We start from the raw sequence: 22975 nt of genomic DNA, 5'->3' as shown, positions 1-22975 counted from the left end.
TGTGTGCGGGGTGCTCAGATGGTGACGCCACCGTCTACCAGCAGGGTCTGCCCGGTGACGAAACGCGACTCGTCACTGGCGAGGTATACCACCATGGGGGTGATGTCGTCGACCGTGGCCAGACGGCCCATGGGCTGGCGTGCAATGAAATCCTTTTCGGCCTGCACCGGGTCGGCGGCGCCGGCGATGCGCCCGCGTAGCGAGGGGGTATCCACTGTGCCGGGGCACAGCGCATTGGCGCGCAAGCCGACCTTGACGTAGTCGGCCGCCAGTGATTTGGTCAGCCCGATCACCGCCGCTTTGGTGGCACCGTAGGCGCAGCGGTTGGCAAAGCCCTTGATGCTGGACGCCATGGAGGCCATGTTAATGATGGAGGGGCTGCTGCCGTTCGCCTCGGCGCGGGCCAGCATGCCAGGCAAAAAGGCGCGCGTCATGCGGAACATGCTCTTGACGTTCAGGTCAAAGCTCAGGTCCCAATCGGCCTCGGTGCAGTCCAGCAGGCTGCCATTGGCCACCATGCCGGCACAGTTGAACAGCACGTCCAGTGCACCCACGCGTGCGGCCAGGGCGGTCACGGCCGCGTCGCTGCGCACGTCCAGCAGCTCCACCTGGATGCTGGGGTGCTCGGCTGCGAGTGTCTCCAGAAATGCCTGGTTGATGTCGGTCGCAATCACCTGCGCACCTTGAGCGGCGCAGGCCAGGGCGCTGGCCCGGCCAATACCCTGGGCGGCTGCGGTGATGAGCACCGTCTTCCCTTGCAAACGACCTTGATCCATACTAGCGGCTCCGAATTTCGTAAATTTAAATATGAATAATTAATTCATTTATGAATTTGAATGATAGGCAGCTTTGCCTGTGCCACGCCTAGTACTTACCCTAGTGCTGGTCTGCTCTGCTATAAAAACCCACACTGCGAGCCTTCTCACCCATGATTCCTACTGCCCCCAAACCCCGCGGCCGACGCCCCAAGTCCGAAGAGCCGGATGAGTCCGCCCTGGCACCGGAAGACCGCTACCGTGCACCGGCGCTGGACAAGGGTCTGGACATTCTGGAGCTGCTGGCCACCCAGCCGCAGGGTCTGACCCGCGCCGAAATCGTGAAGGAGATGGACCGCAGTGCCAGCGAGATCTACCGCATGCTGGAGCGCTTGGTGGCTCGGCAGTACGTGATGCGCAACCCCAGTGGCGACCGCTATGCACTGAGCCTCAAGCTGTTCGCGCTGGCCAATATGCACCCGCCCTTAAGCCGCCTGATCAACCAGGCGCTGCCTGTCATGGACGACTTCGCGCGCAAGGCCGAGCAGTCTTGCCACATGGGTGTGTACGACCGTGGCAATGTGCTGATCGCCGCGCAGATCAACAGCCCGCGCGGCTGGAGCTTCTCAGTGCAGCGCGGCGCGCGCGTGGGTCTGGTGGATACCGCCTCCGGCCATCTGCTGCTGGCCTATGCCGATGCGCTCACCTACCAGCGCATGCTGGCCGAGCACACGCCGCTGGACGGCGAAGTACCGATCTCCCAGGAGCAACTGGCCAGTACCCTGGCCCAGATCCGCGCGCAAGGCTATGTGGAACGCGACAGCGCCCAGTCCTTTGGCGTGGTGGACATCTCCTTCCCCATCCTCGGCCCAGACAACACGGCCCTGGCAACGCTGACCTGCCCGTATATCCGCCGCATCGATCGCCATGTGGGCCCCGAGCTGGCCGACGTGCGCGAGTTGCTGCGCGCAGCAAGCAAGACCCTGTCGCTCAACCACGCCGTGGCACGCGAAGCCGGCTGATACGCCCCGTCCCTCCGCCGCACTGGCTTGGTGCGTACTCCGGGGACTATTCGGGCACGGCATTTGCTCACCTGGGGAAATACAAAAAATCCCTGGGAGCGCCGTCACGATGCAATCGCCTATTCAAACCTATCTGGAGAAACTGCATGACCAGATAGCCGCCAACCATGCCGGCGAGCTGGCCAGCTACATCCCTGAATTGACCAAGGCCGATCCCGACTGGTTTGGCATTTGCATCGTCACCATGGATGGCGTGGCCTATACCGTGGGCAATGCGGACGAGCCCTTCACCATCCAGTCCATTTCCAAGGCGTTTGTCTATGCCACGGCCCTGGCTGACCGCGGCAAGGATGCGGTGGCGCAAAAAGTGGGGGTGGAGCCCAGCGGCGACGCCTTCAACTCCATCAGCCTGAGCCCTATCAACAACACGCCCTTCAACCCGATGATCAATGCGGGTGCCATTGCCACCACCAGCCTGGTCGGCGGCACGGACCCAGCCGCACAGTGGCAGCGCATCGTGCAGTCACTGCAAGCCTTCGTCGGGCATGCCCTGGCACTTGAAGAGTCGGTCTACCGTTCCGAGAGCGAGACCGGTCACCGCAACCGCGCCATTGCCTGGATGCTGAAGAATTTCGATGTCATCGACGGTGACCCCATGGCTGCGCTGGACAACTATTTCCGCCAGTGCTCCTTGCTGGTGACCTGCCGCGACATTGCCTATATGGCCGCCACCTTGGCCAACGGCGGCGTGCATCCGCTGACCAAGGAGCGCGCCTTGCCACCGGAGCAGGTCGAGCGGGTGCTCAGCGTCATGGCCACCTGCGGCATGTACGACTATGCCGGCAGTTGGTTGTCGGAAGTGGGCATGCCGGCCAAGAGCGGTGTGGGCGGCGGCATTGTGGCTGTGCTGCCCGGGCGCTTTGGCATCGGTGTGTTTTCACCGCGACTGGACGCCAAGGGCAACAGCGTGCGCGGCATCGAAGTCTGCAAGCGCCTCTCCAAGGACTTTGGCCTGAACATCTTCAGCCCCGGCAACGACCCCAGCATGGCCCTGGGGCGCATCTTCACCGGCGCCGAAGCACCTTCACGCCGCCAGCCCCCGGTGGCACTGCGCGCTTTGCTGACGCAGCGCTCGCACCTCATCAAGTACCTGTGCCTGCACGGCTTTCTGGCGGTGGACGGGGCCGAGTACGTCATCCGCAAGATGCAGAGCCTGGCGTCACAGGCCAATAGTTTCATCCTGGACATGCACCGTGTGGAAGGCCTGTCCCTGCCTGCGGCGCGCCTGCTGGACCAGGCCCGATTGGGCTTTGCGCAGGACGGCATTGCCATGGTGTATTCGCGCATCCACAACCGCCCCGCCATCGCCACGCCGATGCGCCGTGCGGTGGAGCGTGGCGACCGGGGCTACCTGAGCTTCGAGGACAACGATCTGGCGGCCGAATGGTGCGAGAACCGCATCCTCAGCGAAATGGCCAAAGCCCCGACCCAAGCCGGACGGCTGGGCGATGCGGCGCTGTTCAAGGGATTGCCTGCTCCCCTGCTGCAAGAAGTGGAAGACGCCTGCCGCACCCAGGTGTTTGCCAAGGACTCGCAGATCCTGGTGAGCGGTGAGCCGAGTGACGACCAGATCTACTTCATTGCATCCGGCGAGACCAGCATCCTGGTGCCGCTGAGCAACGGCTCGTACCAACGCATCGCCACCCTGAGCGCGGGCATGGTGTTTGGCGAAATGGTGCTGCTGGGCCAGACCACGCGCAGCGCCTCGGTGTTTGCGGATACCGAGGTGACCTGCTGGATCTTTCATGCCAGCGACCTGGAGCGCATCTCCGGGCGTGAACCGCAGCTCAAGATCACGCTGCTGGAAAACCTGGGGCGCGACATGGCCGGCAAACTGCGCGCCAACATGCAGTGGATCGCGGCGCTGGGCTGACGGAGCCGCAATTTCACAGCGACCCGCTTTTGCCGTGTAGTGCAACGCACTAGAATGACGCTCGCGTTTCGAACGCAGGGCCGCTTGCTCTAGCCACCGGCCCCGTCGTCAGGGAATTCATTGCCGCGGCTGTCCCGTGCGCGCCCATATACATCTCCGAAGGTCGTTCTGACCTTCATCTCCCCTCATGTTTGTGTTTGCTGAACCGCATTGGTTTGTGGTTCGGCCCAGCCTTTGGAGTTTGTATGTCTGGATTGTTCACCGCCGCCCGGCCACTCACCGTCAAGAGCCCCGCCATCCCAGATTTGGCAGGTACATCCGCGCTGGTCCCCTTGAAGCTCGAAGGTGCTGAAGGCGTCAACAGCCTCTTCGAATACAAGCTCACCCTGCAAACCCACGACGCCCTGTGCTACATGGGCTCAGACGGCAGTAACTTCGATCTGGCCTCCTTCATTGGTTTGGAACTCACCTGCAGCATCGAGCTCGAAGGCCATGGCCACTTTGCTCCCGGTTTGCCCGGCGGCTCTGGATCTTCCAAGCAAGGCGCCGGGGTTCGAGAGATCAACGGCCTCATCACCGACGCACGCTTCATCGGTGAAGACTCCCGCCACGCCTTGTATGAAATTACCCTGCGCCCCTGGCTGCACCTGGCCACCCTCACCACCGACTGCAAAGTCTTCCAGGACCAGACGCCTGTTGAGATCATCGAATCTGTTCTGGCCGACTACCCCTTTGCCGCTGAGAAACGCCTCATCGAGCAATACCCCAAGCGGGACTACACCGTCCAGTACAACGAAACCGACTTCGAATTCATCACCCGCCTCATGCAGGAGTGGGGCATCAACTACCACTTTGAACATTCTGGTGGGGTACACCGCCTGATCTGGAGCGACCACAACGCAGCCTTCCAGGTCACCCAGCAAGACCAGAAACAGGGAAGCAGCCCAGGCCCCAGCTCCTACCACCAGATCCCCTTCTACCCCCTGGGCCACAAGACAGACCGCGAATACATCCACGGCTTTGCCGTCACCGAGCAGATCACCAGTGGTGCGTACGCCAGCCGGGAGTACGACTACACCCGGCCCCGGGCTACTTTGGACTCAAGAGAATCTTCACCCCGCAAGACAGGCCATGCGGACTCCGAGGTCTATCTGTGGCGTGGTGATAAAACCCAAGGAATAGGAAACAACGGTGCTGGTGTGGGCGGCTCCGACTACAGCCAACCCAACCGCGGTGCCGACAAGTCTGCCAACCAGACCGAAGACCAGGGCCGCCACCTGGCCCGCCTGCGCATGCAAGCCCTGCGCCAAAGCGGCAACCGCGCCAGTGGCGTGGGTCATGTGCGTGGCATCGTGCCAGGCTGCACCTTTCATCTCACGGAGCATCCCAAGGAGTCAGCCAACGCCGAATACATCGTGCTCGATACCCGGTTTGTGATCGAGAACGTCGGAGAGGACACCCAGCGCTCCACGGGCAGCAACACCGCCCAGGGCGCTGGCCTCATGCGGGGTACCGCAAAATCGGCCAACCCCCTGGGCAGTGCTGCTGCCCTTGCAGATGGGGTTGTGGTGGCTCTGTCGGATGCACAGCGCCTCACAGGCCAGTGGCGCGTGGAAGTGGCCTTTGACGTGCAACCCACAAAAGAAGCCCTGCGCCCCGCCATCACACAACGTAAACCCAAGACCGGTGGCCCCGAAACCGCCCTGGTCGTGGGCCCCAGACCGGATACAGCAGAGTCCAACATCTACACCGATGCCCTGGGCCGCATCAAGGTGCAGTTCCCTTGGGACCGCTATGGCGGCAAGAACCAGAACAGCTCCTGCTGGCTGCGGGTTTCTCACCCCTGGGCTGGCAACCAGCTGGGGGCAATGAACACGCCACGCATAGGGCAGGAGGTCATTGTGGACTTCCTCGGCGGTGACCCGGACCTGCCTGTGGTCACCGGCAGCCTGCACAACGCGGCCAACATGCCGCCCTGGAGCCAGCCGGACCAACAGGCCTTGTCAGGCTTCAGAAGCCGCGAACTCACCCCAGGCGGGGGCAACAGCGCAGCCGGGCGCAGCAACCACCTGATCCTGGATGACACAGAGCAGAAGATCCAGGCCCAGCTCAAGAGTGACCACCAGCACAGCAGTCTGAGCCTGGGCCACATCACCCGCATAGAGGACAACCAAGGACGAAAGGATCCACGGGGAGAAGGCTTTGAGCTCAGGACGGACGGCCATGGAGTCCTCAGAGCCAAGGATGGCATGCTTATCAGTACAGAGGCCAGACAAAGCGCCCAGGGACATGCCAAGGACATGGGGGAGACAACGCAGCGGCTCGAACAGGCGCAGGACCAGCATGCACAGCTGGGGGATCTTGCGAAACAACTGCAGGCCCAAGAACAGAGTGATCAGGGTGATGTGGCCAAGGCCATCAAAGAGCAGAACGATGCGATTGAGGGCAAGGGCAGCAACGATGCAGAGAGTGGCAAGTTTCCGGAACTGAGTGACCCGCACCTCGTTCTCTCCAGTCCGGCGGGTATAGGGTCCACCACGCAGGGATCAACACATCAACACAGCCAGCAGCACCACGCCATTACCAGTGGTGAGCACGCCAGCATCAGTGCGGGCAAGAGCTTGCTGGTGAGTGCCAAAGAGGCCGTTCGCATCTTCGGCCGCAAGCTGGGCATACGGCTCGTTGCATGGGGGGGCGATATTGAAATCACGGCAGTGGAAAAGGGCGTGCACTTCCTGGCCAACGTCAGCATTACCGAGACGGCAGACGTCATCGAATTCCGCGCCAAGAAGGAACTGGAGCTGGGCGGTGGAAGCAGCTACAGCGTGCTCAACGCGGGCGGAATCAACCACAACACGGCAGGACAGTTTCAAGTGCATTCGGCGGGTACATCCATGGATGGGCCCAAGAGCTTGCCGGTAATCGGCCTGCCCGCTACCAATCTGCCAGATGCGCAGGATGACCTGAATGAAATGTTTGTGCTCAGGAACAGCAACGGACGACCTCTCCGAGGATTTCCCTATCAGATCACTACCGCAGACGGAAAGATCGTGCGAGGCGTCACAAATGAACGAGGAGAAGCTGTTCGTATTGGTTCGGGAGGCGCAAGCAAGAAGTTGACGATTGAGCCGCTAGGCGTTTCCTGATCAAGTAAGTGACAACAGATCAAACACAAAAAGGAACTTCCAAATGACCGTTGGATTCAAGAACAACACCACCATGACAACACCTGGGCAGGAAACCTTCCACGTTGTGGAGGTTGTCAGTACCGAGGTCAACGTGTTCTTTGATGGAACAGAGAACAACTTCTTCAATGTCACCGCCGCCGATGATGTCAAAGCCAAATTCAAAGGCGAAGACAGTTACCACAATGCGCTGTCCAACGTCGGACGGATGTATGAGACGCTAGTCAGAGAGGCGTTGGCGAATGCCGTCTATATCGATGGCATCGGTACCACCCGCCTGCAACCTGACGACACATGGGGCAAGGCGACAGGCACCGGGGCTACTGGCGTGGCCGAGCGGGTGCATGGAGCCTTTGCCCAGATCGTTAAAACCGTTACCACAGACCAAATAAATCAAGAAGAAGGTCCGCCTGCCCTCGTAGACATCAACGTCTTTGGTTTTAGCCGGGGTGCGGCAGCGGCACGCTACTTTGTGCACTTGGTCAACACCGAAGGCAAACAACGCTTTGGCAAGACCTGGGAGAAGGTGCACACCCGCATCAATTTTGTTGGCATTTTCGATACGGTGGCGTCGGTGAAAGATGCCAATCTGCAAAGCAATGTGGATGTGTTTCATTTGCACTTTGGAGAGAGCTACGCGCAGAAAGTGTTTCACCTGACCGCCGCGGATGAGTACCGCCAGCACTTTCCGCTGACCAGTATTGCCAGTGCGGTGGAACACACGGTTAGCAACGATAGCCGGAGCTGGCCCATGGGATACGAGCTGTGTATTCCCGGTGCCCACTCGGACGTAGGTGGCGGCTATGTGGATGGCGCAGTGGAAGAGCGGGACCTATCCGATTTGCCACGCCGCGGCCCTGAGCGTGAGCCCCTGCCCGGCCCCACCACCCGTGAATTTGTCTATGCACAAGGCTGGTACCAGTCTGGCGACCTGGCACCCCAGCGAAGCGTCTGGAACACCTTCCGGCACAGCCGCACGCTTAGCAACGAATACTACAAAGTGGGATTGGCGCTAATGGTGGATATGGCCAAGAAGTACACCAATACGGAATATCGGGGCAAATTGCTGATCCCGCCTACCCATCACGATGTGCTGGAAATTTTCAACGCCTTGCGTGCCGTAGTGAAGGACGAGAAAGAAACCCATTGGAAACTGGAGGACAAACTGGGTGCTGCCAAGGCCCAACAGATACGCCACGATGTACTGCACCTGTCATTTGCCGATACCTCGGTTGCCAACCCGCCAAGACGCAACGGTGCAGGTGTGTTTGAACGTGAGGTCATCCAAGGCTAATCATCATGCACACCATCTCAAACGCACCCATGCGCCGCCCGCAGAAACGCTTGTTTGCCTGGCTGCTGGTCTGTTTGCCTATTTGCCTATGCGCCTATGCAGCCACCACACCCGTGGTCGCCACTTCAATATCCACAACCGCCAAGGAAGTACCCATGAGCACCATAGAAACAGAAGAATTCACTTGGGGGTTGCGCGTCAGCAACTACAGCATAGATGCAGGGATTCCGCTTATCTCGACATTGCAATACGGCAACTGGTTCAAGGACGCGCAGGGCAATGTGGTCTTGCAATTCTTTGGTTCAGCCAATCGCTACGGCTCAGGCGGCTTACCGATGGGGGGCCTGGAGCGCTTGGCGCGCCTACCTAAGACCATGCAACTGACCTACTACGACTATCAGGAAGATCGCTTTTACCAACTCACTGCCGAAATACCGCAGAGAAAGCTGTACGACCTATTCAAGCAAAAGACCATCGACAGAAACTTTGTATTGGGTCAGGTCATACCGCGCTATGACCAGTTGACGATTGGTATAGCGCCGGGTGGCCTTGTCATGCTGTGGGCCAACGCGGCCGATGGAGAGGAACAAGTGGAACTGGCAGGCCCGTTTCAAGCCACCCCGATGCCGAACATGACGGTACAGCGCTACAACAGCGAAACCAAGCCGGCTTTTCCGCTCAACCCGGACCGCTGGGAAGAGTTGAGCGACCATTCACTCAAGCCCGACACGGTTGCAAGGCTCAAAGCGGGCTGGGTGCCAGACAACCTGTATTACCGTAAGCAACGCATCAAATACCCTTGGCGCTATCGCATGAGTGGTAATGCGCGACTGCTGGAGTTCAGCGAAATACAAGGCAACCAAGAGAAGTTCTACCACGGCCCGTGGCAAATGGCGCTGTACAACCAAATTGGCACCATGCGTGGTATTCCGTCCTCTGCCACATTTTGGTTTAACGACAACGCAGGCAAACGCCACAGTATTTTTGTGCGGTTTTCTGAGAAATATCGAGTTAATGGCGAACGCGATCTAAGTGCAGTGTGGGACGCATTTGAAACCATGTTCCCTAAGCAGGAACTGTGGCAGAACGATTACGCACCGGGCGAAGATGATATGGCTACCGTCGATGTAAACCTTAGTGAAGATTTGAGGCACTGCACAGCTACCTTGATGAAGGGAAATCAACGTATTGACTTGCCGATAGGTCGCTTGGTGCTATTGGATTTGGCGCCGTTTGCGCATTGGAATGGGCAGGAAACCCCTACAGCGGAAGAAGTAAAGCGCTTGCAAAACGGGCCTGATGCCACACCCTAATTTATTTGTGCATTCTGTTGCTTGCACTATTGGCTTCTACAAGTCTATTCAGCTGCGCACCTTCGTCGCATCCAACACCTTCAAACCTGGGAAACCCAACCACATGAACTGGGACCTCAACACCGAACTGGGCCCAGAGGCAGCCAAAGCCATTCGCCACAACCATCTGCACCTGTCTCTGAACCTGGACACAACCGGCATGGGGCCCCGCTACAAGAACAACAACACCCTGGAGCGTCACCATGAGCCCGGATGAGAACGGCACTGCACAAGCCGCACACACCATGGACCGCCGGCGCCTGCTGCTCACCCTGGGTGCAGGTGCTCTTGCCGCCAGCAAATCTGCAAATGCCCAAAGCTGGCTCCAGAACATCTCCCAGACCTTCAAAGGAAACACCGTGAACGACTACGCCACTGAACGATTCAAATGGGACCTGGCTTTTTGTTCCTACGGGCTCGACATTGATCCCAAAGGTCAAAGTGACCTTGAAACCCTCAGAGGTGAAAACTGGTTCAAAGACGCTGATGGCAATATCGTTGCCAGGTTCTTTACCGGCTTTGGCGCTGCCTGGGGGGCCGGTACCACCGGCATGGGTGGAGCAGACCCACGTGGAAGTCGCCTGCCCAAGACGTTCCGACTCACTTACTACGACTATTTGGAGGACCGTTTCTACCAGGTAGAGGGCGAGTTGCCCTTGCGGCGCATGGCGGAGTTGTTAAAACCTCGCACCATGGATAAGTTCGTGAACTATGGTGAGGTGATACAGCGTTTTAAAGAGCTGCGCATTGGTGTAGCACCTTTGGGTAACGTCATGATTTGGCTTGCCGGCATAGGTAACCGGGTGGAACTGCAAACCTACCACGGCCAAGTCGTGATGCAAGGCGTCATGCGCAAAGCCTATAACGCCAGTCTTCCCGGCGGCACCTTCACCCTGATGGAAGACCGCGACAAGGTTCTGCTGGGTGGGCGCATGAAGCCCGAAACCCTGGAGCGCATCAAGGCAGGTTGGGTACCAGACCCCACGTGGTACATGCGCACCATTCGGGTTCAATATCCTTGGCGCCACAAGCTCACCGGCAATGTGACGCGCATGACCGAGCTGGAAAGCTACCAGGGCAACGCCGAGGCGCAGACCGTGGGAGCTTGGGAAATGGCTTTGTACGAGCACACCACCGCCATGCGTGGAGTGCCAGATACGGCCAAGTTCTGGTTCCATGATCGCTCTGGCGGGCGACACCATCTATGGGTCAGCTTTTCCTTGCGGGAACGAGCGCTATCGGAGTCTGATCTTTCTGAGGTATGGGCTGCATTTGAAGCCATGTTTCCCGGCCGCACCATGGACGACAACGCCTACGCTCCGTCCGAGGCGGACATGGCAACGGTGGAAGTCAACATCAGTGACGACTTCAATACCTTCACGGCCAGTCTGGTCAAAGGCACCACCCGCTTGCCGCTGCCGGTGGGGCGCACGGAGCACTTTGTGCTGGAGCCTTACACGCATTGGCCTGGGCAAAAGACGGACGAGATCAAGCCGGAAGTCAAGCGGCGGTTTCTGAACGGACCTGACGCCTGACGTCCACCTCGATGCGATCCTGGCCCTAGATGTGCGAGGCCGGATCGACCAGGAACGTCGCCTCGAATTCCGTCACGCTCATGGGTGTGCCAAACAGATAGCCCTGGTAAGAATGACAGCCTTGTGCGGCCAGAAACTCCTTCTGCGCCAGCGTTTCCACACCTTCGGCAATGACCGACAGGCCCAGGCTGTCGGCCAGGGCGATCACCATCTTGGCGATGGCCGCATCGTTGGAGTCGATCAGGATGTCGCGCACAAAGCCCTGGTCGATCTTAAGCTGGTTGAGCGGCAGCAACTTCAGGAAGGCCAACGACGAATAGCCTGTACCAAAGTCGTCCATCGAGAAGCCCACACCGACGGACTGCAAGTCCTTCATCTTGGCGATGGTGTTTTGCACATCTGACACCAGCACGCTCTCAGTCAGCTCCAGCTTCAAACGTGAGGGGTTGGCGCCGGTGTCCTTCAGGATTTGCTTGACGGTGATCACGAAGTCCGGCCGCATCAGCTGGCGGCCACTGATGTTGACCGATATCGTCAAATGCTCCGCCGACGGATTTGTGCCCCAGAGCGCGATTTGCCTGCAGGCCGACTCCAGCACCCAAGTCCCGATGGGCAGGATGGCCCCGGTTTCTTCCGCTACCGGAATGAAGTCTGCGGGCGAAACCATGCCGCGCTGCGGATGCCGCCAACGGATGAGCACTTCGGCGCCTTCCACATGGCCGGCCACATCGACCTGCGCCTGGTAGTGCAGCAGGAACTCCTGGCGCACCAGCGCTTCGCGCAGGTCCGACTCCAGCGCCACCCGGTTGCTGATGGCGGACTGCATGCCAGCATCGAAGAAGCACAGGGTGTTGCGCCCGGCCGCCTTGGCTTCATACATGGCCAGATCCGCGCGCTTGAGCAGCTCGTCGGTAGATTCCTTCTGGTCGCCAAACAGCGTGACGCCAATGCTGGGTGTGCTGAGATAGGTGCTGTCCCCCAGCACATAGGGTTGATTGAGCGACTCCAGGATCTTCTCACCCACATGTTCGGCCTGGGTGGCCGCGGCAAAGGTCTCCTCGTTCAACTCCAGCAGCATCACCACAAATTCGTCACCACCCAGACGGGCCACGGTATCGCCTTCGCGCACACAGGCCACCAGCCGCTGCGCGACCTGCTGCAGCAGGCGGTCACCCATGTCGTGGCCACGCGTATCGTTCAGGACCTTGAAGTTGTCCAGATCCAGAAACAGCAGCGCTCCCTTGCGCTTGTGACGGGCGCTGGTGTTGAGCGCCTGCCCCAGGCGATCCAACAACAGACGCCGGTTGGGCAGGCCCGTCAGCGAGTCATAGAAGGCCAGATGGCGGATCTCTTCCTCGGCCTTCTTGCGGTCGCTGATCTCCGTCATGGTGGCCACGTAATGCGTGACCTCACCCTCGTCGCCACGCAGCGCAGTGACGATCAGCCAGACCGGATAGACCGTGCCGTTCTTGTGGCGGTCCCAGACTTCGCCGTGCCAGGTACCTGTTTCATGCAGGCTCTTGGCCATCTCGATGTAAAAGCCCGAATCCGTCCGGTTGGATCCCAGCAGATGCCGCGGGCTCTTGCCCAGGGTTTCCTCACTGGAGTAACCGGTGATCTTGGTGAAGGCCCGGTTCACCCGCAGGATGGTCCAGTCCGCATCGCAGACAAAAATGCCCTCGTGCGACTCAAACGCCGTGGCGGCAATGCGCAGCTCGGCCTCGGCACGCTTGCGTGCAGTGATGTCGCGAAACAGCGTGCTGGCCAGCAGCTTGCCGTCGGCGCCCTTGTAGAGCACGGAGGACACTTCACATTCAAAAGGCGTGCCGTCCGCACGCAGGAAATTCATTTCCCCGCGCACCGAGCCGTCGCGCGCACGCGTCGAATACAGGTTGGGTACGCGCGGGTCGGCAAAGTCGACGAATATCTCCTCGCCACCACGTATCACCTCTTCTGCACTGCGACCCAGCATGTCGCAGGCGGCCCGGTTGATCGAAAAGATGGCGCCATCTTCGGCCCGGCCCAGGATCACGCCGTCCATGCTGTTTTCAAACAATTGCCGGTAGCTCTCCTGGGATTCCTCATGCGCCTTCTGCGAGCGCTTGAATTCGCTCAGGTCGGTCATCATTCCGGAAATGCGCGTGGCCCAGCCGGTCTCGTCGCGGGTGATGTAGCCACGACACACGACCGGAATCAGATGGTCATCCTTGTGGCGCATGTGCAGCTCCACGCTGAAGCGTTCATTGCCACCACGCACCGCTTCCCGAATCACGTTGTTGATGTGCTGCAGGTCTTCTTCAGGAAAAAGCACCGGGCTCAGGTCGGTATCGGTGGGCAAATCGCGTTGGCGGTGGCCCAGCATCTCCAGCGTGCGCTCGGAGAAGTAAATCACCCCGGTGGCCAGGTCGCGGTCCCACCAGCCGTCGTTGGTGCCCTTGAGCACCAGCTCCAGCTGGGCCTTGGTCTTTTGCAGCTCCACCTTGTTGCGTTGCAGGCGGTCGTGCTCGCAACGCAACTCCATCTGGGCAATCACCTGGCGCGACAAGGAGGCCAGGATTTCGCGCTGCTCGGCATTGAAGCTACGCGGCACACGATCCATGACGCACAAGGTGCCCAACGCATGACCGTCGTGGCTTATCAGAGGGGCTCCAGCATAGAAGCGGATGCCAGGTTCGCCCACCACCAGGGGACTGTTGGCAAAGCGCGGGTCATTGCGCGCATCGTCGACCACCATCACATCATGCGACTCAATGGCGCTATTGCAGAAGGCGATATCACGTGGCGTCTGCGGCACATCGACCCCTACGCGGGACTTGAACCACTGGCGGTCCCGGTCGATCAAGGAGACCAGGGCCATGGGGGCATCGAAATACAGCGAAGCCAGCCGCGTCAATTCATCAAACCCCGCCTCGGGCTGAGTGTCCAGAATCTGGAGTTCATCCAGCGCTCGCTGCCTTTGTGATTCCCGCTCAGCAGGGCTGAGCCCGGTGTTGGCCATGTATCGTGATACCTGTCGTTAAAAGAGTGAACCCTGGGGGCGCAGTGTCACACACATGAAGCCCGGGCAAATTGTCGCTTACCCCAAGCCCGGTAAGGGATAGTGATCACGCTGCTGGCGGAATGTCAGGGGCGTGCAACCCAGACGCCGCTTGAAGAAGCGCGAGAAATAGGCGGCATCTTCAAAGCCCAGTTCCGCGGCAATGGTACCCACCGGGGCCGTTGTGTAGATCAGACGGCGGCAGGCCTCGCGGGTGAGCCGCTCGTGCACCACCTCCAACGCACTCTGGTTGCTGACTTCGCGCGCCAGCCGGTTGAGCCGCTGGGTAGGCAGGCCCAGGCGGGTGGCGTATTGCGCCAGCGACCACTGCTCCAGCAGATGCTGTTCCACCAGTTGCAGGAACCGGGTGAACACGCGGCGGTTGCGCAGGGTCCGGTTGCCCCGGGTATCACCGCGCGCGGGCCTGACCTGGGTCAACAGCCAGATCACCGAACGCGCCAGCCACTGCACCACCGGCGCATCGGAGGAAGCCGGCGTATGGAATTCAGTCACCAAGTTCTGCAGCAGATGGGCCATGCGCGTGGCCAGACCCTTGTCCTCGGCCATGGACAGCAGCGCAGCTGTCTCGAATGCGGCGCAGAAGGCCTCGCCCACCGGCTGGAACTCGCCCTCCACCATGAAGCGCGCGCTCAGGCTGAGCACCAGGCCATCGGTATCGCGTGCGAACTTGAAACCGTGCACCACACCCGGCGGCACCACGATGGCCAGCGGCCCCTCGACGGACTGCACGGTTTCGTCAAGCTGCACCTCCACAGCCCCCTTCTGCACCCACAGCACCTGGTACAAACCCTTGTGGATATGCGGCGAAATCTCCCACTGGTAGAGGCTGCTGCGGGCCCGTACCTCTTCGATGTGCAGCACCTCCTTGTCGGAGGTTGCATCCTCGCCATACAGGGCAAATGCCGGGATGCTGGAGCGGGCCAGCTTGCGCCGGGAGCGGGACGGTGGATTGGGCATGGATTTCATTTTGATCGAAAAGTACCATTTCTCGCAGCGGTTTATGCAGTGCATTGCGGCCTGCTCACCCCTACAGTTCGGTCTCATCCAACAAGCAGGAGACAAGACATGTTCAGTTTTGACCCGTATTCACCCGCGGTGGACGCCGACCCGTTCCCCTATTACAAGCAGCTGCGCGACGAGCAGCCCTGCTTCTGGAGCCCGGAAGCACAGATGTGGATCCTGTCGCGCTACGCCGACATCGTGTCCGCCGGGCAGGACTGGCAGACCTACTCCAGCGCCAGCGGCAACCTGATGACCGAGTTGCCCGGCCGTGCCGGCGCCACACTGGGCAGCTCCGACCCACCAAAGCATGACCGCCTGCGCGGCCTGATCCAGCACGCCTTCATGAAGCGCAACCTGTTGGCGCTGGAAGAACCCATCCGCGCCGTGGCGCAGGAAGTGTTCGGCCAGTTGCGTGGTGTGCGCAGCTTCGACTTCAAGGAAGTGTCTTCCCAGTTCACGGTGAAGGTGCTGATGGCAGCACTCGGCCTACCCATGGGCGAAGAAGCCATCGTGCCCGAGCACGAAGTGCGCGAGAACGCCGTGCTGATGGTGCAAAGCGATGCCCGCACCCGCGCCAAAGGCCCCGAGCACATTGCCGCCTACAACTGGATGCAGGACTATGCGGCCAAGGTGATTGCCATGCGCCGTGCCGAACCGCGCAACGACCTGATCAGCAACTTCGCCCTGGCCGAAATCGATGGCGACCGCCTGGATGACCGCGAAGTGCTGCTCACCACCACCACGCTCATCATGGCCGGCGTGGAATCGCTGGGCGGCTTCATGATGATGTTTGCCTACAACCTGGCGACCTTCGACGAAGCCCGCCGTGCCGTGGTGGCCAACCCCGAGCTGCTGCCCGATGCCATCGAGGAAAGCCTGCGCTTCAACACCTCGGCACAGCGCTTCCGCCGCCGCCTGATGAAGGACGTGGAGCTGCACGGCCAGACCATGCGCCAGGGCGACTTTGTCTGCCTGGCCTACGGCTCAGGCAACCGCGACGAGCGCCAGTACCCCAACCCCGATGTGTACGACATCACCCGCAAGCCGCGCGGTCACCTGGGCTTTGGCGGTGGTGTGCATGCCTGCCTGGGCACGGCCATTGCGCGCCTGGCGGTCAAGATCGCCTTCGACGAATTCCACAAGGTCGTGCCCGACTACCGTCGCGTGGCAGACCAGTTGCCCTGGATGCCCTCGTCCACCTTCCGCAGTCCTCTCGTTTTGCAATTGCAGGTTCAGTAAGCCATGGCCCACATCACCTACATCGAAGCCTCCGGGCAGTCCACCACCATCAACCTCAACGACGGCTGGAGCCTGATGCAGGGCGCTACCGCCAACGGCATCGACGGCATCATCGGCGAATGCGGCGGCTCCTGCGCCTGCGCCACCTGCCACTGCTATGTGGACGAAGCCCGCCTGGGCGACCTGCCCGCCCCTTCCGAAGGCGAGCTGGACATGCTGGAAAACGTGGCCAGCGAACGCAAACCCAACAGCCGTCTGGCCTGCCAGATCAAGGCCAGCGCCACGCTGGAAGGCCTGGTCGTGCGCCTGCCCGAGACACAGGAATGAGCTCCGACGGCCACGTCGTCGTCATCGGCGCCGGACAGGCCGGTGTGCAGACGGCTGAAGCGCTGCGCACACTGGGCTTTGCCGGTGGCATCACGCTGCTGGGCAACGAGGCCCACCCGCCGTACCACCGTCCGCCCCTGTCCAAGGCCTGGCTGGCGGGTGAGATGGATGCGGCCCAGCTGCTGATGCGCAGCCCCGAAGTGCTGGCGCGCAAGAACATCACCCTGCGTACCGGTGTGAGCGTCGCGGCCATTCACCGCGCCGAGCAGACCGTCATGCTTTCCGATGGTGAAACACTGGCCTACACCGGCCTGATGCTGGCCACCGGCTCCACGCCACGCCAGCTGAATCTGCCCGGTGCCGATGCCCAGGGCGTCTTCGCCCTGCGCTCGCGCGACGACGCCTCAGGCATCGCCGACCAGATGGCGCAATGCGTAGAGCGGCAACTGGGCGTGGTCGTCATTGGCGGCGGCTTCATCGGTCTGGAAGTGGCCGCCACTGCGCGCAAAAAGGGTTTGTCCGTCACTGTGCAGGAGGCTGCGCCGCGCCTGCTGGGCCGGGTGCTGGCGCCGGTGCTCTCCGACTGGTATGCCGCGCTGCACCGCAGCCACGGCGTGCATCTGGAACTGGGCGCGGCTGTCGCTGCGCTGGAGGTGGATGCAAACGGCGCGGTGAGCGGCGTGCGCCTGGCCGATGGCCGCGTGGTTCCCGCAGGCCTGGTGGTGGTGGGCATAGGCGTGTCAGCCAATGACCAACTGGCTGCAGCAGCTGGCTTGGCGTGCGAGCGTGGCATCGTGGTGGATGCCTGTGCACGCACTGCGGACCCGCGCATCGTGGCCGCCGGAGACTGCACCGCACGCCGTCTGGCCGACGGCAGCCTGCTGCGGTTGGAATCGGTGCAGAACGCCACCGAGCAGGGCAAGTCGGCAGCAGCTGCGCTGATGGGCCAGGACCGCCCCTTCACTGCCACCCCCTGGTTCTGGAGTGACCAGTACGACAAGAAGCTGCAGATGGCCGGTCTGTCCACCGGTGCAGATACCTGGGCGGTGCGCGGCGACATGGGGACCGACAGCCCCTCGTCCAGTTTCACCGTGTTCCACTTCCGCGGTACTAAGCTGCTGGCCGCCGACAGCGTCAATGCGGCCAAGGACCACCTCGCCGTGCGCAAGCTGCTGGATGCGGGCGTATCGCCCACGCCCGCGCAGGCCGAGGACCCGGGGTTCAACCTGGCGAGCCTGCTCAGCGTCTGAGCCGCACACATTCGCTTACAAATATCTGGTGCCTGCCAGGCCGGATAGGCCCCGGCTGCGCATGAAATAGCGTCTGGGGGTGGAATGCCCGCGACCGGTGCCAGGGGGGCATTGCGGACGCGGCTTTTTACAGCCCCTTCACCGCATGCCTTCCGAAGCCGTCCTGATCCACGATACCCCTTCCGCGCCCTTTGCGTGGGGTCAAACCAAAGTGCCCTGGCGCCTGCCAGAGTCGCGGCTCGCCATCGCGGTTTTGCTGTCGCTGGTACTGCACGGACTGCTGCTAACCCTGCAGTTGGATCTGGCCGGTCTGCAGTGGCCCGACGACCTGTTCCGTGAAGACCGCCGCGGCGTGGAGCCCGCCCTGTCCATCCGCCTGGAGCCGCTGCCTGCGCAGGTAGATGCAGGTTCCGCGGACGACGCGCAGACCTCACCCACACCGGCACCTGCTTCGGCAACTGCTACGTCACCGTCACCGGAGCCCGCAACTACGCGCGCACTGGCAACTGCTGACGCTCCCGCAGCTGCAGCAGCGCCCCTGCCCGCGACAAGCCCGCCCGCAGAGGTCTTGCCGGCCACCGCGCCGCAGACCCCCGCCATCGCGCAGGTACTGCCGCCGGTCGAAGACAACACCCGTGCGCGCCAGGAAATCACCCGGCAGGAACGTGCACAGCAGGAGGCCGTTGAACAGCAACTGGCTGCACGGCAGGAGGCCGAACGCCAGGCCGCAGCAGCGCAAGAGGTGCAACGACAGGACGCACAGCGACAGGAACTGCAACGCGTGGAAGCACAGCGCGCCGAGGCGGCACGCCAACTGCTGCTGCAACAGGAGGCTGCGCGCCTGCTTGCCATCCAGCAGGAAACTGCTCGGCGGGAAATCGCGCGTGCCGCCGCAGCCCAGGCATCTGCCGCGCAGGAGGCCGCACGTATTGCAACGGAGCAGGCCGAGGCGCGCCGCCAGGATGCGTTGCGGCAAGAGCAAGCCCAACAGGAACAGGCGCGGCAGGACGCACTCAAGGCGGAGGCGGCTCGGCAGCAAGCGCTGCGCGCAGATGCGGAGCGGGTGGCTGCGACGCAGGCCGCTGCGCAAAGGCAGCTGGCCGCCCAGCAAGAAGCTGCACGCGTAGCGGCGGAGCAGGCAGCCGCTCAGGAGGCCGCACGCCAAGCCATGGCGCGGCAACAGGAACTGGCCCGACAGGAACAGGCTCGGCTTGAAGCCCAGCAGGCCGAAGCGCGGCGCCAGGATGCGTTACGGCAAGAACAAGCCCGACAAGAGCAGGCCAGGCAGGATGCACTCAAGGCGGAGGCCACGCGGCAGCAGGCGCTGCGCGCAGAGGCGGAGCGGGTAGCTGCGGCACAAGCCGCAGCGCAGGCTGCAGCGCAAAGACAGCTTGCCGCACAGCAGGAAGCTGCACGTGTGGCTGCGGAGCAGGCGGCGGCCCAGGAGGCCGCTCAACGGGAGGCCGCGCGGCAGGCTGAAATGCAACGCGCGGCTGCGGCACAGGCCGCTGCAGCACAAAGGCAACTGGCGCAGCAGGAGGCTGAGCGCAAGGCGGCGTTAGAGGCCGCAAGACAGCGCGAGCAACAGCAGGCGGCACGCCCGGTGGAAAAAGCGCCAGAGCTTCCCGCCGAGAAACCGCGCAGGCGCACGCTGATCGGGCGCCCAGACCAGGACGCGCGGCTGGCCGTGTTTGCGGAAAGCTGGAGCCAGCGGGTTCAGCAGAATGCGGACTTCGAGTTTCTGGATGCCGCCAAGAGCGGCGATTACACCAACCCCATCGTAACGGTGACGTTGCGCGCCGATGGCAGTGTGGACAGCGTGGTGTTCCGGCGTGCCAGCGGCATTGCGGCCATCGATGACGCCATTCGCATCATCATCGCCTCGCTGGCGCCCTACAGCCGCATACCGGCCGAACTAGCGATGGACTACGACGTGGTGGAGGTCACGCGCCTGTGGACCTTCGGCAGCGGCTTGCGCCTGGCCAGGACAGGGCGCTAGCCCCTAGCCCGCCAGGGCGACGTAGACCTCTTGCACGTCGTCGTGCGCGTCGATGGCCGCCAGAAAGGCTTCCACTTCTTCCAGGGCCTCGGCGCTCAGGCTGGTCGGGTCGACCGGGTTCTTGGGTTTGTAGCCCAGCTTGGCCGACAGCACATTGAAGCCGTGTGCCGGCAGTGCCCTGCTGACCAAGTCTAGGTCGGCGGGCGCGGTGATGAACAGGGTGTTGCCCTCTTCCTCGCCGGGCTCCAGGTCCTGCGCGCCAGCCTCGATGGCGGCGGTTTCCGCATCGGCTCCGGCGGCAGCGGGGGCGGCCTCGATGAAGCCCACGTGGTCAAAGTCCCAGGCAACCGAGCCGGATGTGCCCAGCTGACCCTTGCGGAACAGCACGCGCATTTCGGGCGCGGTGCGTTTGACGTTGTCGGTCAGGCATTCCACCATGACGGCGACTTGGTGCGGCGCAAAGCCTTCGTAGATCACGCGCTCGTAATGGGTGGCATCGTCGCCCACGCCCGAGCCCTTTTTCAGGGCGCGTTCCAGCGTGTCCTTGGGCATGGAAACCTTGCGGGCCTGCTCCACCACCAGGCGCAGCCGGGCGTTGGTGGCGGAGTCGGCACCATTGCGAGCAGCCACCGTGATTTCCTTGACCAGCTTGGTAAACATCTTGCCCTTGGCATTGGCAACCAGATCCTTGCCCTTTGCTTTCCACTGCGCGCCCATAGTGTGTATTCCTTGTTGTGCTGACACCCCTTGGTGCCCGATTGAGTGTGGGGATGATAGTGGGGTTTATTTGCGGGGCTGCAGAAAGGTGACGGCAATCGCACCAGCCAGGCCCTGAAACAGGATGATGGACAGCACCGAGCCGCCCCAGTGCCAGCCCTCAAAGGCCATGCCCGCGATCCAGGTGCCCGCTGCTCCGCCACTGTAGTAGCTGAGGTAGTAGATGCCGGTGGCCAGCGAGCGGCCCTCGGTCACGTTGTCGGCAATGTGGCTGATGGTGGCCGACTGGCATACGAACACGCCGGTGGAGCACACCGCCAGTCCCACGATCACCGCTGCCAGCGAGGGCACGAGCGTCAGCAACAGACCGACTGCCGACAGGGACAGGCTGACCAGCACCGCCTTCAAAAAACCGTGGCGCGCGATATGGCGTGCCGCCAGGGGAGTGACCACCACGCCCACCAGGTACACGCCAAAAACATTGGCCAGCCCGGCACTCGTCAGATTGAACGGTGCTTGCGTGAGGTACAGATTGACATAGGTAAAGGCGCCCACCAGTGAGAACAGCACGCAAAAGCCCAAGGCGCAGATCGCCAGAAAGCGCCGGTTGCTCAGATGCCGGCCCAGTGTCTGGAAAGCGCCGCGCACATTGCGGTTGGCTACAAAGTGACGCGAAGGCGGCAACAACCGCCACACGACCACGGCACCCACCAGGTTCATCACCGCCAGGGTGAAGAAGGCGCCGCGCCAGCCCAGCACGTGGCCCGCATGCCCGGTGATGAAGCGCCCACAAAAGCCACCCATGACGGTGCCGCCCACATAGGTGGAAGTCATGCGCGCCACACCGCCGTCATGGAACTCTTCGGACAGGTAGGCAATCAGCACCACCACGATGCCCGGCACCGCCAGACCCTGCATGAAGCGCAGGACCGCAATGCCCGCCAGGCTGTGGGCCAGCGGAATCAGCGCGGTGGGAATGGTCAGCGCAAACAGGGAACTGCACAGGATGATGCGCCGGCCCAGCGCATCCGACAGCATGCCCATGAAGGGAGACACCAGTGCAATGGCCAGCACGGTGGCGCCCACGGTGGCACCGGCCTGTACCGGTGTGGCGGCAAAGTCCTGCATCACCAAAGGCAGCACTGCCTGCATGGAATAGACGTTCAGGAAAGCAAAGAAGCCAATGATCCAGACAATCGGGCGCGAAGCCAGCACACCATCGCCGCGCACCGCACGGCCCAGCTTGCGCAGCAGCCCTTGGGGTGCGGCGGCTGGCTTTTTGGGGGAAGGTAGTGGTTGGTCGGACATGGGTGAATGTGCCGCCGGGAGTCTACATCGGCAACAATGGCGCCCTGGTTTGCAATAGGGACATCATGGATCGTTTACTGTCGATGCGGGTATTTCAGAAAGTCATCGATGAAGGTGGCTTTGCTGCCGCCGCACGTGCGTTGGACATGTCACCGGCCGTGGTCACGCGGCTGGTGGCGGACCTGGAAGAGCACTTGAGCACCCGCCTTCTGCATCGGACCACGCGCAAGCTCTCGCTGAGCATGGCCGGTGAAATCTATCTGGAACGGGTTCGCGTCATCCTGCAGGACATTGACGAAGCTGACCGCATGGCCAATTGCCAGAACCACCAGCTCGCCGGCGTGTTGCGCATCCTCGCGCCACCTGTGCTGGCCACCCACGTGCTGGCGCCGTTGATCGCAGGGTTCCGCCAGCTGCATCCCAAGATCGTGCTCAACATCGAAGTGGCCTCCTACAAGGAGCCGCCCATTGAGGAGTACGACATCACGCTTTTGCCCACCGACGACCAGTTCAACGGCGACGTGATTGCACGCAAGATCTCCAGCGCCGAGTCCATTCTGGTGGCTTCGCCCGCTTATCTGAAGCTGCGCGGCACACCCTTTAAGCCTGAAGAACTGACGCAACACGATGTATTGCGCTTGAAGATTCCGGGTCAGCAGCAGCGCGTGTGGCGCCTGCTGGACTCGGACCATGACGACGCTCCCGTCGAAGTGGCGGTGGAACCGGTCCTCTGGGTGAACCACAGCGACACGGTGATGCGGGCTGCGCTGGACGGCGCGGGCATCACCTCGGTAGCGCTGGATCTGGTGGCACCCTATCTGATGCGCGGCGAGCTGCTGCGCGTGCTGCGCCCCTGGATTGCCGGGCGGTTGCAGCTCTACGCAGCACTGCCGAGCCGGCAGTTCATGCCCGAGCGCACCCGCGTGTTTCTGGAGTACCTGATCGAGCAGACGCGCATCCACGCGGATGGCGCGCTGCTCGCCTGCAACGCCTGCTGAC

17 protein-coding genes are annotated in these 22975 nt (G+C 61.9%); 12 read left to right on the top strand and 5 right to left on the bottom strand.

Annotation, left to right across the window (positions count from 1 at the left end; all coding sequences use genetic code 11):
* Positions 1–14 precede the first annotated feature (14 nt).
* On the bottom strand, positions 15–776 hold the full coding sequence (locus AC1RMF_RS14735; RefSeq protein ID WP_493142400.1) for an SDR family oxidoreductase: 762 nt from the start codon (positions 774–776) through the stop codon (positions 15–17).
* Between the two features lie 152 nt (positions 777–928).
* Between AC1RMF_RS14735 and AC1RMF_RS14730 the strand changes: the two genes are divergently transcribed.
* The 7 genes from AC1RMF_RS14730 to AC1RMF_RS14700 all read left to right on the top strand — a co-directional run bounded on the left by AC1RMF_RS14730 (position 929) and on the right by AC1RMF_RS14700 (position 11076).
* Positions 929–1777, top strand: a complete 849-nt coding sequence (locus AC1RMF_RS14730) for an IclR family transcriptional regulator (protein ID WP_493142398.1) — start codon at positions 929–931, stop codon at positions 1775–1777.
* Positions 1778–1886: 109 nt separating this feature from the next.
* Complete coding sequence (glsA, locus tag AC1RMF_RS14725) at positions 1887–3710, top strand: glutaminase A (protein ID WP_493142397.1); 1824 nt, start codon at positions 1887–1889, stop codon at positions 3708–3710.
* A 245-nt stretch (positions 3711–3955) separates the two neighbouring features.
* On the top strand, positions 3956–6856 hold the full coding sequence (locus AC1RMF_RS14720; protein WP_493142395.1) for a type VI secretion system Vgr family protein: 2901 nt from the start codon (positions 3956–3958) through the stop codon (positions 6854–6856).
* A gap of 43 nt (positions 6857–6899) precedes the next feature.
* Positions 6900–8189 carry a T6SS phospholipase effector Tle1-like catalytic domain-containing protein gene (locus AC1RMF_RS14715; RefSeq protein ID WP_493142393.1) on the top strand — a complete coding sequence of 430 codons (1290 nt, stop codon included), beginning with the start codon at positions 6900–6902 and terminating at the stop codon, positions 8187–8189.
* 155 nt (positions 8190–8344) lie between these two features.
* Complete coding sequence (locus AC1RMF_RS14710) at positions 8345–9502, top strand: DUF2931 family protein (protein ID WP_493142392.1); 1158 nt, start codon at positions 8345–8347, stop codon at positions 9500–9502.
* Between the two features lie 103 nt (positions 9503–9605).
* Positions 9606–9758, top strand: a complete 153-nt coding sequence (locus AC1RMF_RS14705; protein ID WP_493142391.1) for a hypothetical protein — start codon at positions 9606–9608, stop codon at positions 9756–9758.
* Positions 9745–11076: a DUF2931 family protein gene (locus AC1RMF_RS14700; protein WP_493142389.1), complete on the top strand. Its 1332-nt coding sequence runs from the start codon at positions 9745–9747 to the stop codon at positions 11074–11076. The genes AC1RMF_RS14705 and AC1RMF_RS14700 overlap by 14 nt, the downstream gene beginning before the upstream one ends.
* 25 nt (positions 11077–11101) lie before the next feature.
* Here the strand turns inward: AC1RMF_RS14700 and AC1RMF_RS14695 are convergent, their stop codons facing one another.
* Positions 11102–14074 (bottom strand): bifunctional diguanylate cyclase/phosphodiesterase, encoded by a 2973-nt coding sequence (locus AC1RMF_RS14695; protein WP_493142388.1) that lies wholly within the window; start codon positions 14072–14074, stop codon positions 11102–11104.
* A gap of 78 nt (positions 14075–14152) precedes the next feature.
* Complete coding sequence (locus AC1RMF_RS14690; RefSeq protein WP_493142386.1) at positions 14153–15091, bottom strand: helix-turn-helix domain-containing protein; 939 nt, start codon at positions 15089–15091, stop codon at positions 14153–14155.
* Between the two features lie 108 nt (positions 15092–15199).
* Here AC1RMF_RS14690 and AC1RMF_RS14685 point away from each other — a divergent pair, with 108 nt between their 5' ends.
* From AC1RMF_RS14685 to AC1RMF_RS14670, 4 genes are all read left to right on the top strand, one after another.
* Positions 15200–16375 (top strand): cytochrome P450, encoded by a 1176-nt coding sequence (locus AC1RMF_RS14685; protein WP_342620073.1) that lies wholly within the window; start codon positions 15200–15202, stop codon positions 16373–16375.
* A 3-nt stretch (positions 16376–16378) separates the two neighbouring features.
* Positions 16379–16702 carry a 2Fe-2S iron-sulfur cluster-binding protein gene (locus tag AC1RMF_RS14680; RefSeq protein WP_493142383.1) on the top strand — a complete coding sequence of 108 codons (324 nt, stop codon included), beginning with the start codon at positions 16379–16381 and terminating at the stop codon, positions 16700–16702.
* Positions 16699–17952 (top strand): NAD(P)/FAD-dependent oxidoreductase, encoded by a 1254-nt coding sequence (locus AC1RMF_RS14675; protein WP_493142382.1) that lies wholly within the window; start codon positions 16699–16701, stop codon positions 17950–17952. Before AC1RMF_RS14680 ends, AC1RMF_RS14675 begins: the two co-directional genes overlap by 4 nt.
* Positions 17953–18097: 145 nt before the next feature.
* Positions 18098–19951, top strand: a complete 1854-nt coding sequence (locus AC1RMF_RS14670) for a coiled-coil domain-containing protein (protein WP_493142380.1) — start codon at positions 18098–18100, stop codon at positions 19949–19951.
* Between the two features lie 3 nt (positions 19952–19954).
* On the opposite strand, the gene AC1RMF_RS14665 is transcribed toward AC1RMF_RS14670, so the two are convergent.
* Positions 19955–20668, bottom strand: coding sequence for a YebC/PmpR family DNA-binding transcriptional regulator (locus AC1RMF_RS14665; RefSeq protein ID WP_493142378.1), 714 nt, complete (start codon positions 20666–20668; stop codon positions 19955–19957).
* Between the two features lie 66 nt (positions 20669–20734).
* Positions 20735–21976 (bottom strand): MFS transporter, encoded by a 1242-nt coding sequence (locus AC1RMF_RS14660; protein WP_493142376.1) that lies wholly within the window; start codon positions 21974–21976, stop codon positions 20735–20737.
* A gap of 65 nt (positions 21977–22041) precedes the next feature.
* On the opposite strand from AC1RMF_RS14660, the gene AC1RMF_RS14655 reads away from it, so the two are divergent.
* Entirely contained in the window at positions 22042–22974 is a 933-nt protein-coding gene (locus AC1RMF_RS14655) for a LysR family transcriptional regulator (protein WP_342620067.1), read from the top strand.
* The last annotated feature ends 1 nt before the right edge of the window (position 22975 follow it).

The sequence above is a fragment of the Rhodoferax sp. GW822-FHT04A08 genome (assembly GCF_058801025.1).
This window is presented reverse-complemented; position numbering and strand designations above follow the sequence as displayed.

Bases quoted from the DNA above. Each gene is read 5' to 3' on its own strand.
- AC1RMF_RS14735 (WP_493142400.1), bottom strand. From the start codon at position 776: ATGGATCAAGGTCGTTTGCAAGGGAAGACGGTGCTCATCACCGCAGCC.
- AC1RMF_RS14730 (WP_493142398.1), top strand. From the start codon at position 929: ATGATTCCTACTGCCCCCAAACCCCGCGGCCGACGCCCCAAGTCCGAA.
- glsA (WP_493142397.1), top strand. From the start codon at position 1,887: ATGCAATCGCCTATTCAAACCTATCTGGAGAAACTGCATGACCAGATA.
- AC1RMF_RS14720 (WP_493142395.1), top strand. From the start codon at position 3,956: ATGTCTGGATTGTTCACCGCCGCCCGGCCACTCACCGTCAAGAGCCCC.
- AC1RMF_RS14715 (WP_493142393.1), top strand. From the start codon at position 6,900: ATGACCGTTGGATTCAAGAACAACACCACCATGACAACACCTGGGCAG.
- AC1RMF_RS14710 (WP_493142392.1), top strand. From the start codon at position 8,345: ATGAGCACCATAGAAACAGAAGAATTCACTTGGGGGTTGCGCGTCAGC.
- AC1RMF_RS14705 (WP_493142391.1), top strand. From the start codon at position 9,606: ATGAACTGGGACCTCAACACCGAACTGGGCCCAGAGGCAGCCAAAGCC.
- AC1RMF_RS14700 (WP_493142389.1), top strand. From the start codon at position 9,745: ATGAGCCCGGATGAGAACGGCACTGCACAAGCCGCACACACCATGGAC.
- AC1RMF_RS14695 (WP_493142388.1), bottom strand. From the start codon at position 14,074: ATGGCCAACACCGGGCTCAGCCCTGCTGAGCGGGAATCACAAAGGCAG.
- AC1RMF_RS14690 (WP_493142386.1), bottom strand. From the start codon at position 15,091: ATGCCCAATCCACCGTCCCGCTCCCGGCGCAAGCTGGCCCGCTCCAGC.
- AC1RMF_RS14685 (WP_342620073.1), top strand. From the start codon at position 15,200: ATGTTCAGTTTTGACCCGTATTCACCCGCGGTGGACGCCGACCCGTTC.
- AC1RMF_RS14680 (WP_493142383.1), top strand. From the start codon at position 16,379: ATGGCCCACATCACCTACATCGAAGCCTCCGGGCAGTCCACCACCATC.
- AC1RMF_RS14675 (WP_493142382.1), top strand. From the start codon at position 16,699: ATGAGCTCCGACGGCCACGTCGTCGTCATCGGCGCCGGACAGGCCGGT.
- AC1RMF_RS14670 (WP_493142380.1), top strand. From the start codon at position 18,098: ATGCCTTCCGAAGCCGTCCTGATCCACGATACCCCTTCCGCGCCCTTT.
- AC1RMF_RS14665 (WP_493142378.1), bottom strand. From the start codon at position 20,668: ATGGGCGCGCAGTGGAAAGCAAAGGGCAAGGATCTGGTTGCCAATGCC.
- AC1RMF_RS14660 (WP_493142376.1), bottom strand. From the start codon at position 21,976: ATGTCCGACCAACCACTACCTTCCCCCAAAAAGCCAGCCGCCGCACCC.
- AC1RMF_RS14655 (WP_342620067.1), top strand. From the start codon at position 22,042: ATGGATCGTTTACTGTCGATGCGGGTATTTCAGAAAGTCATCGATGAA.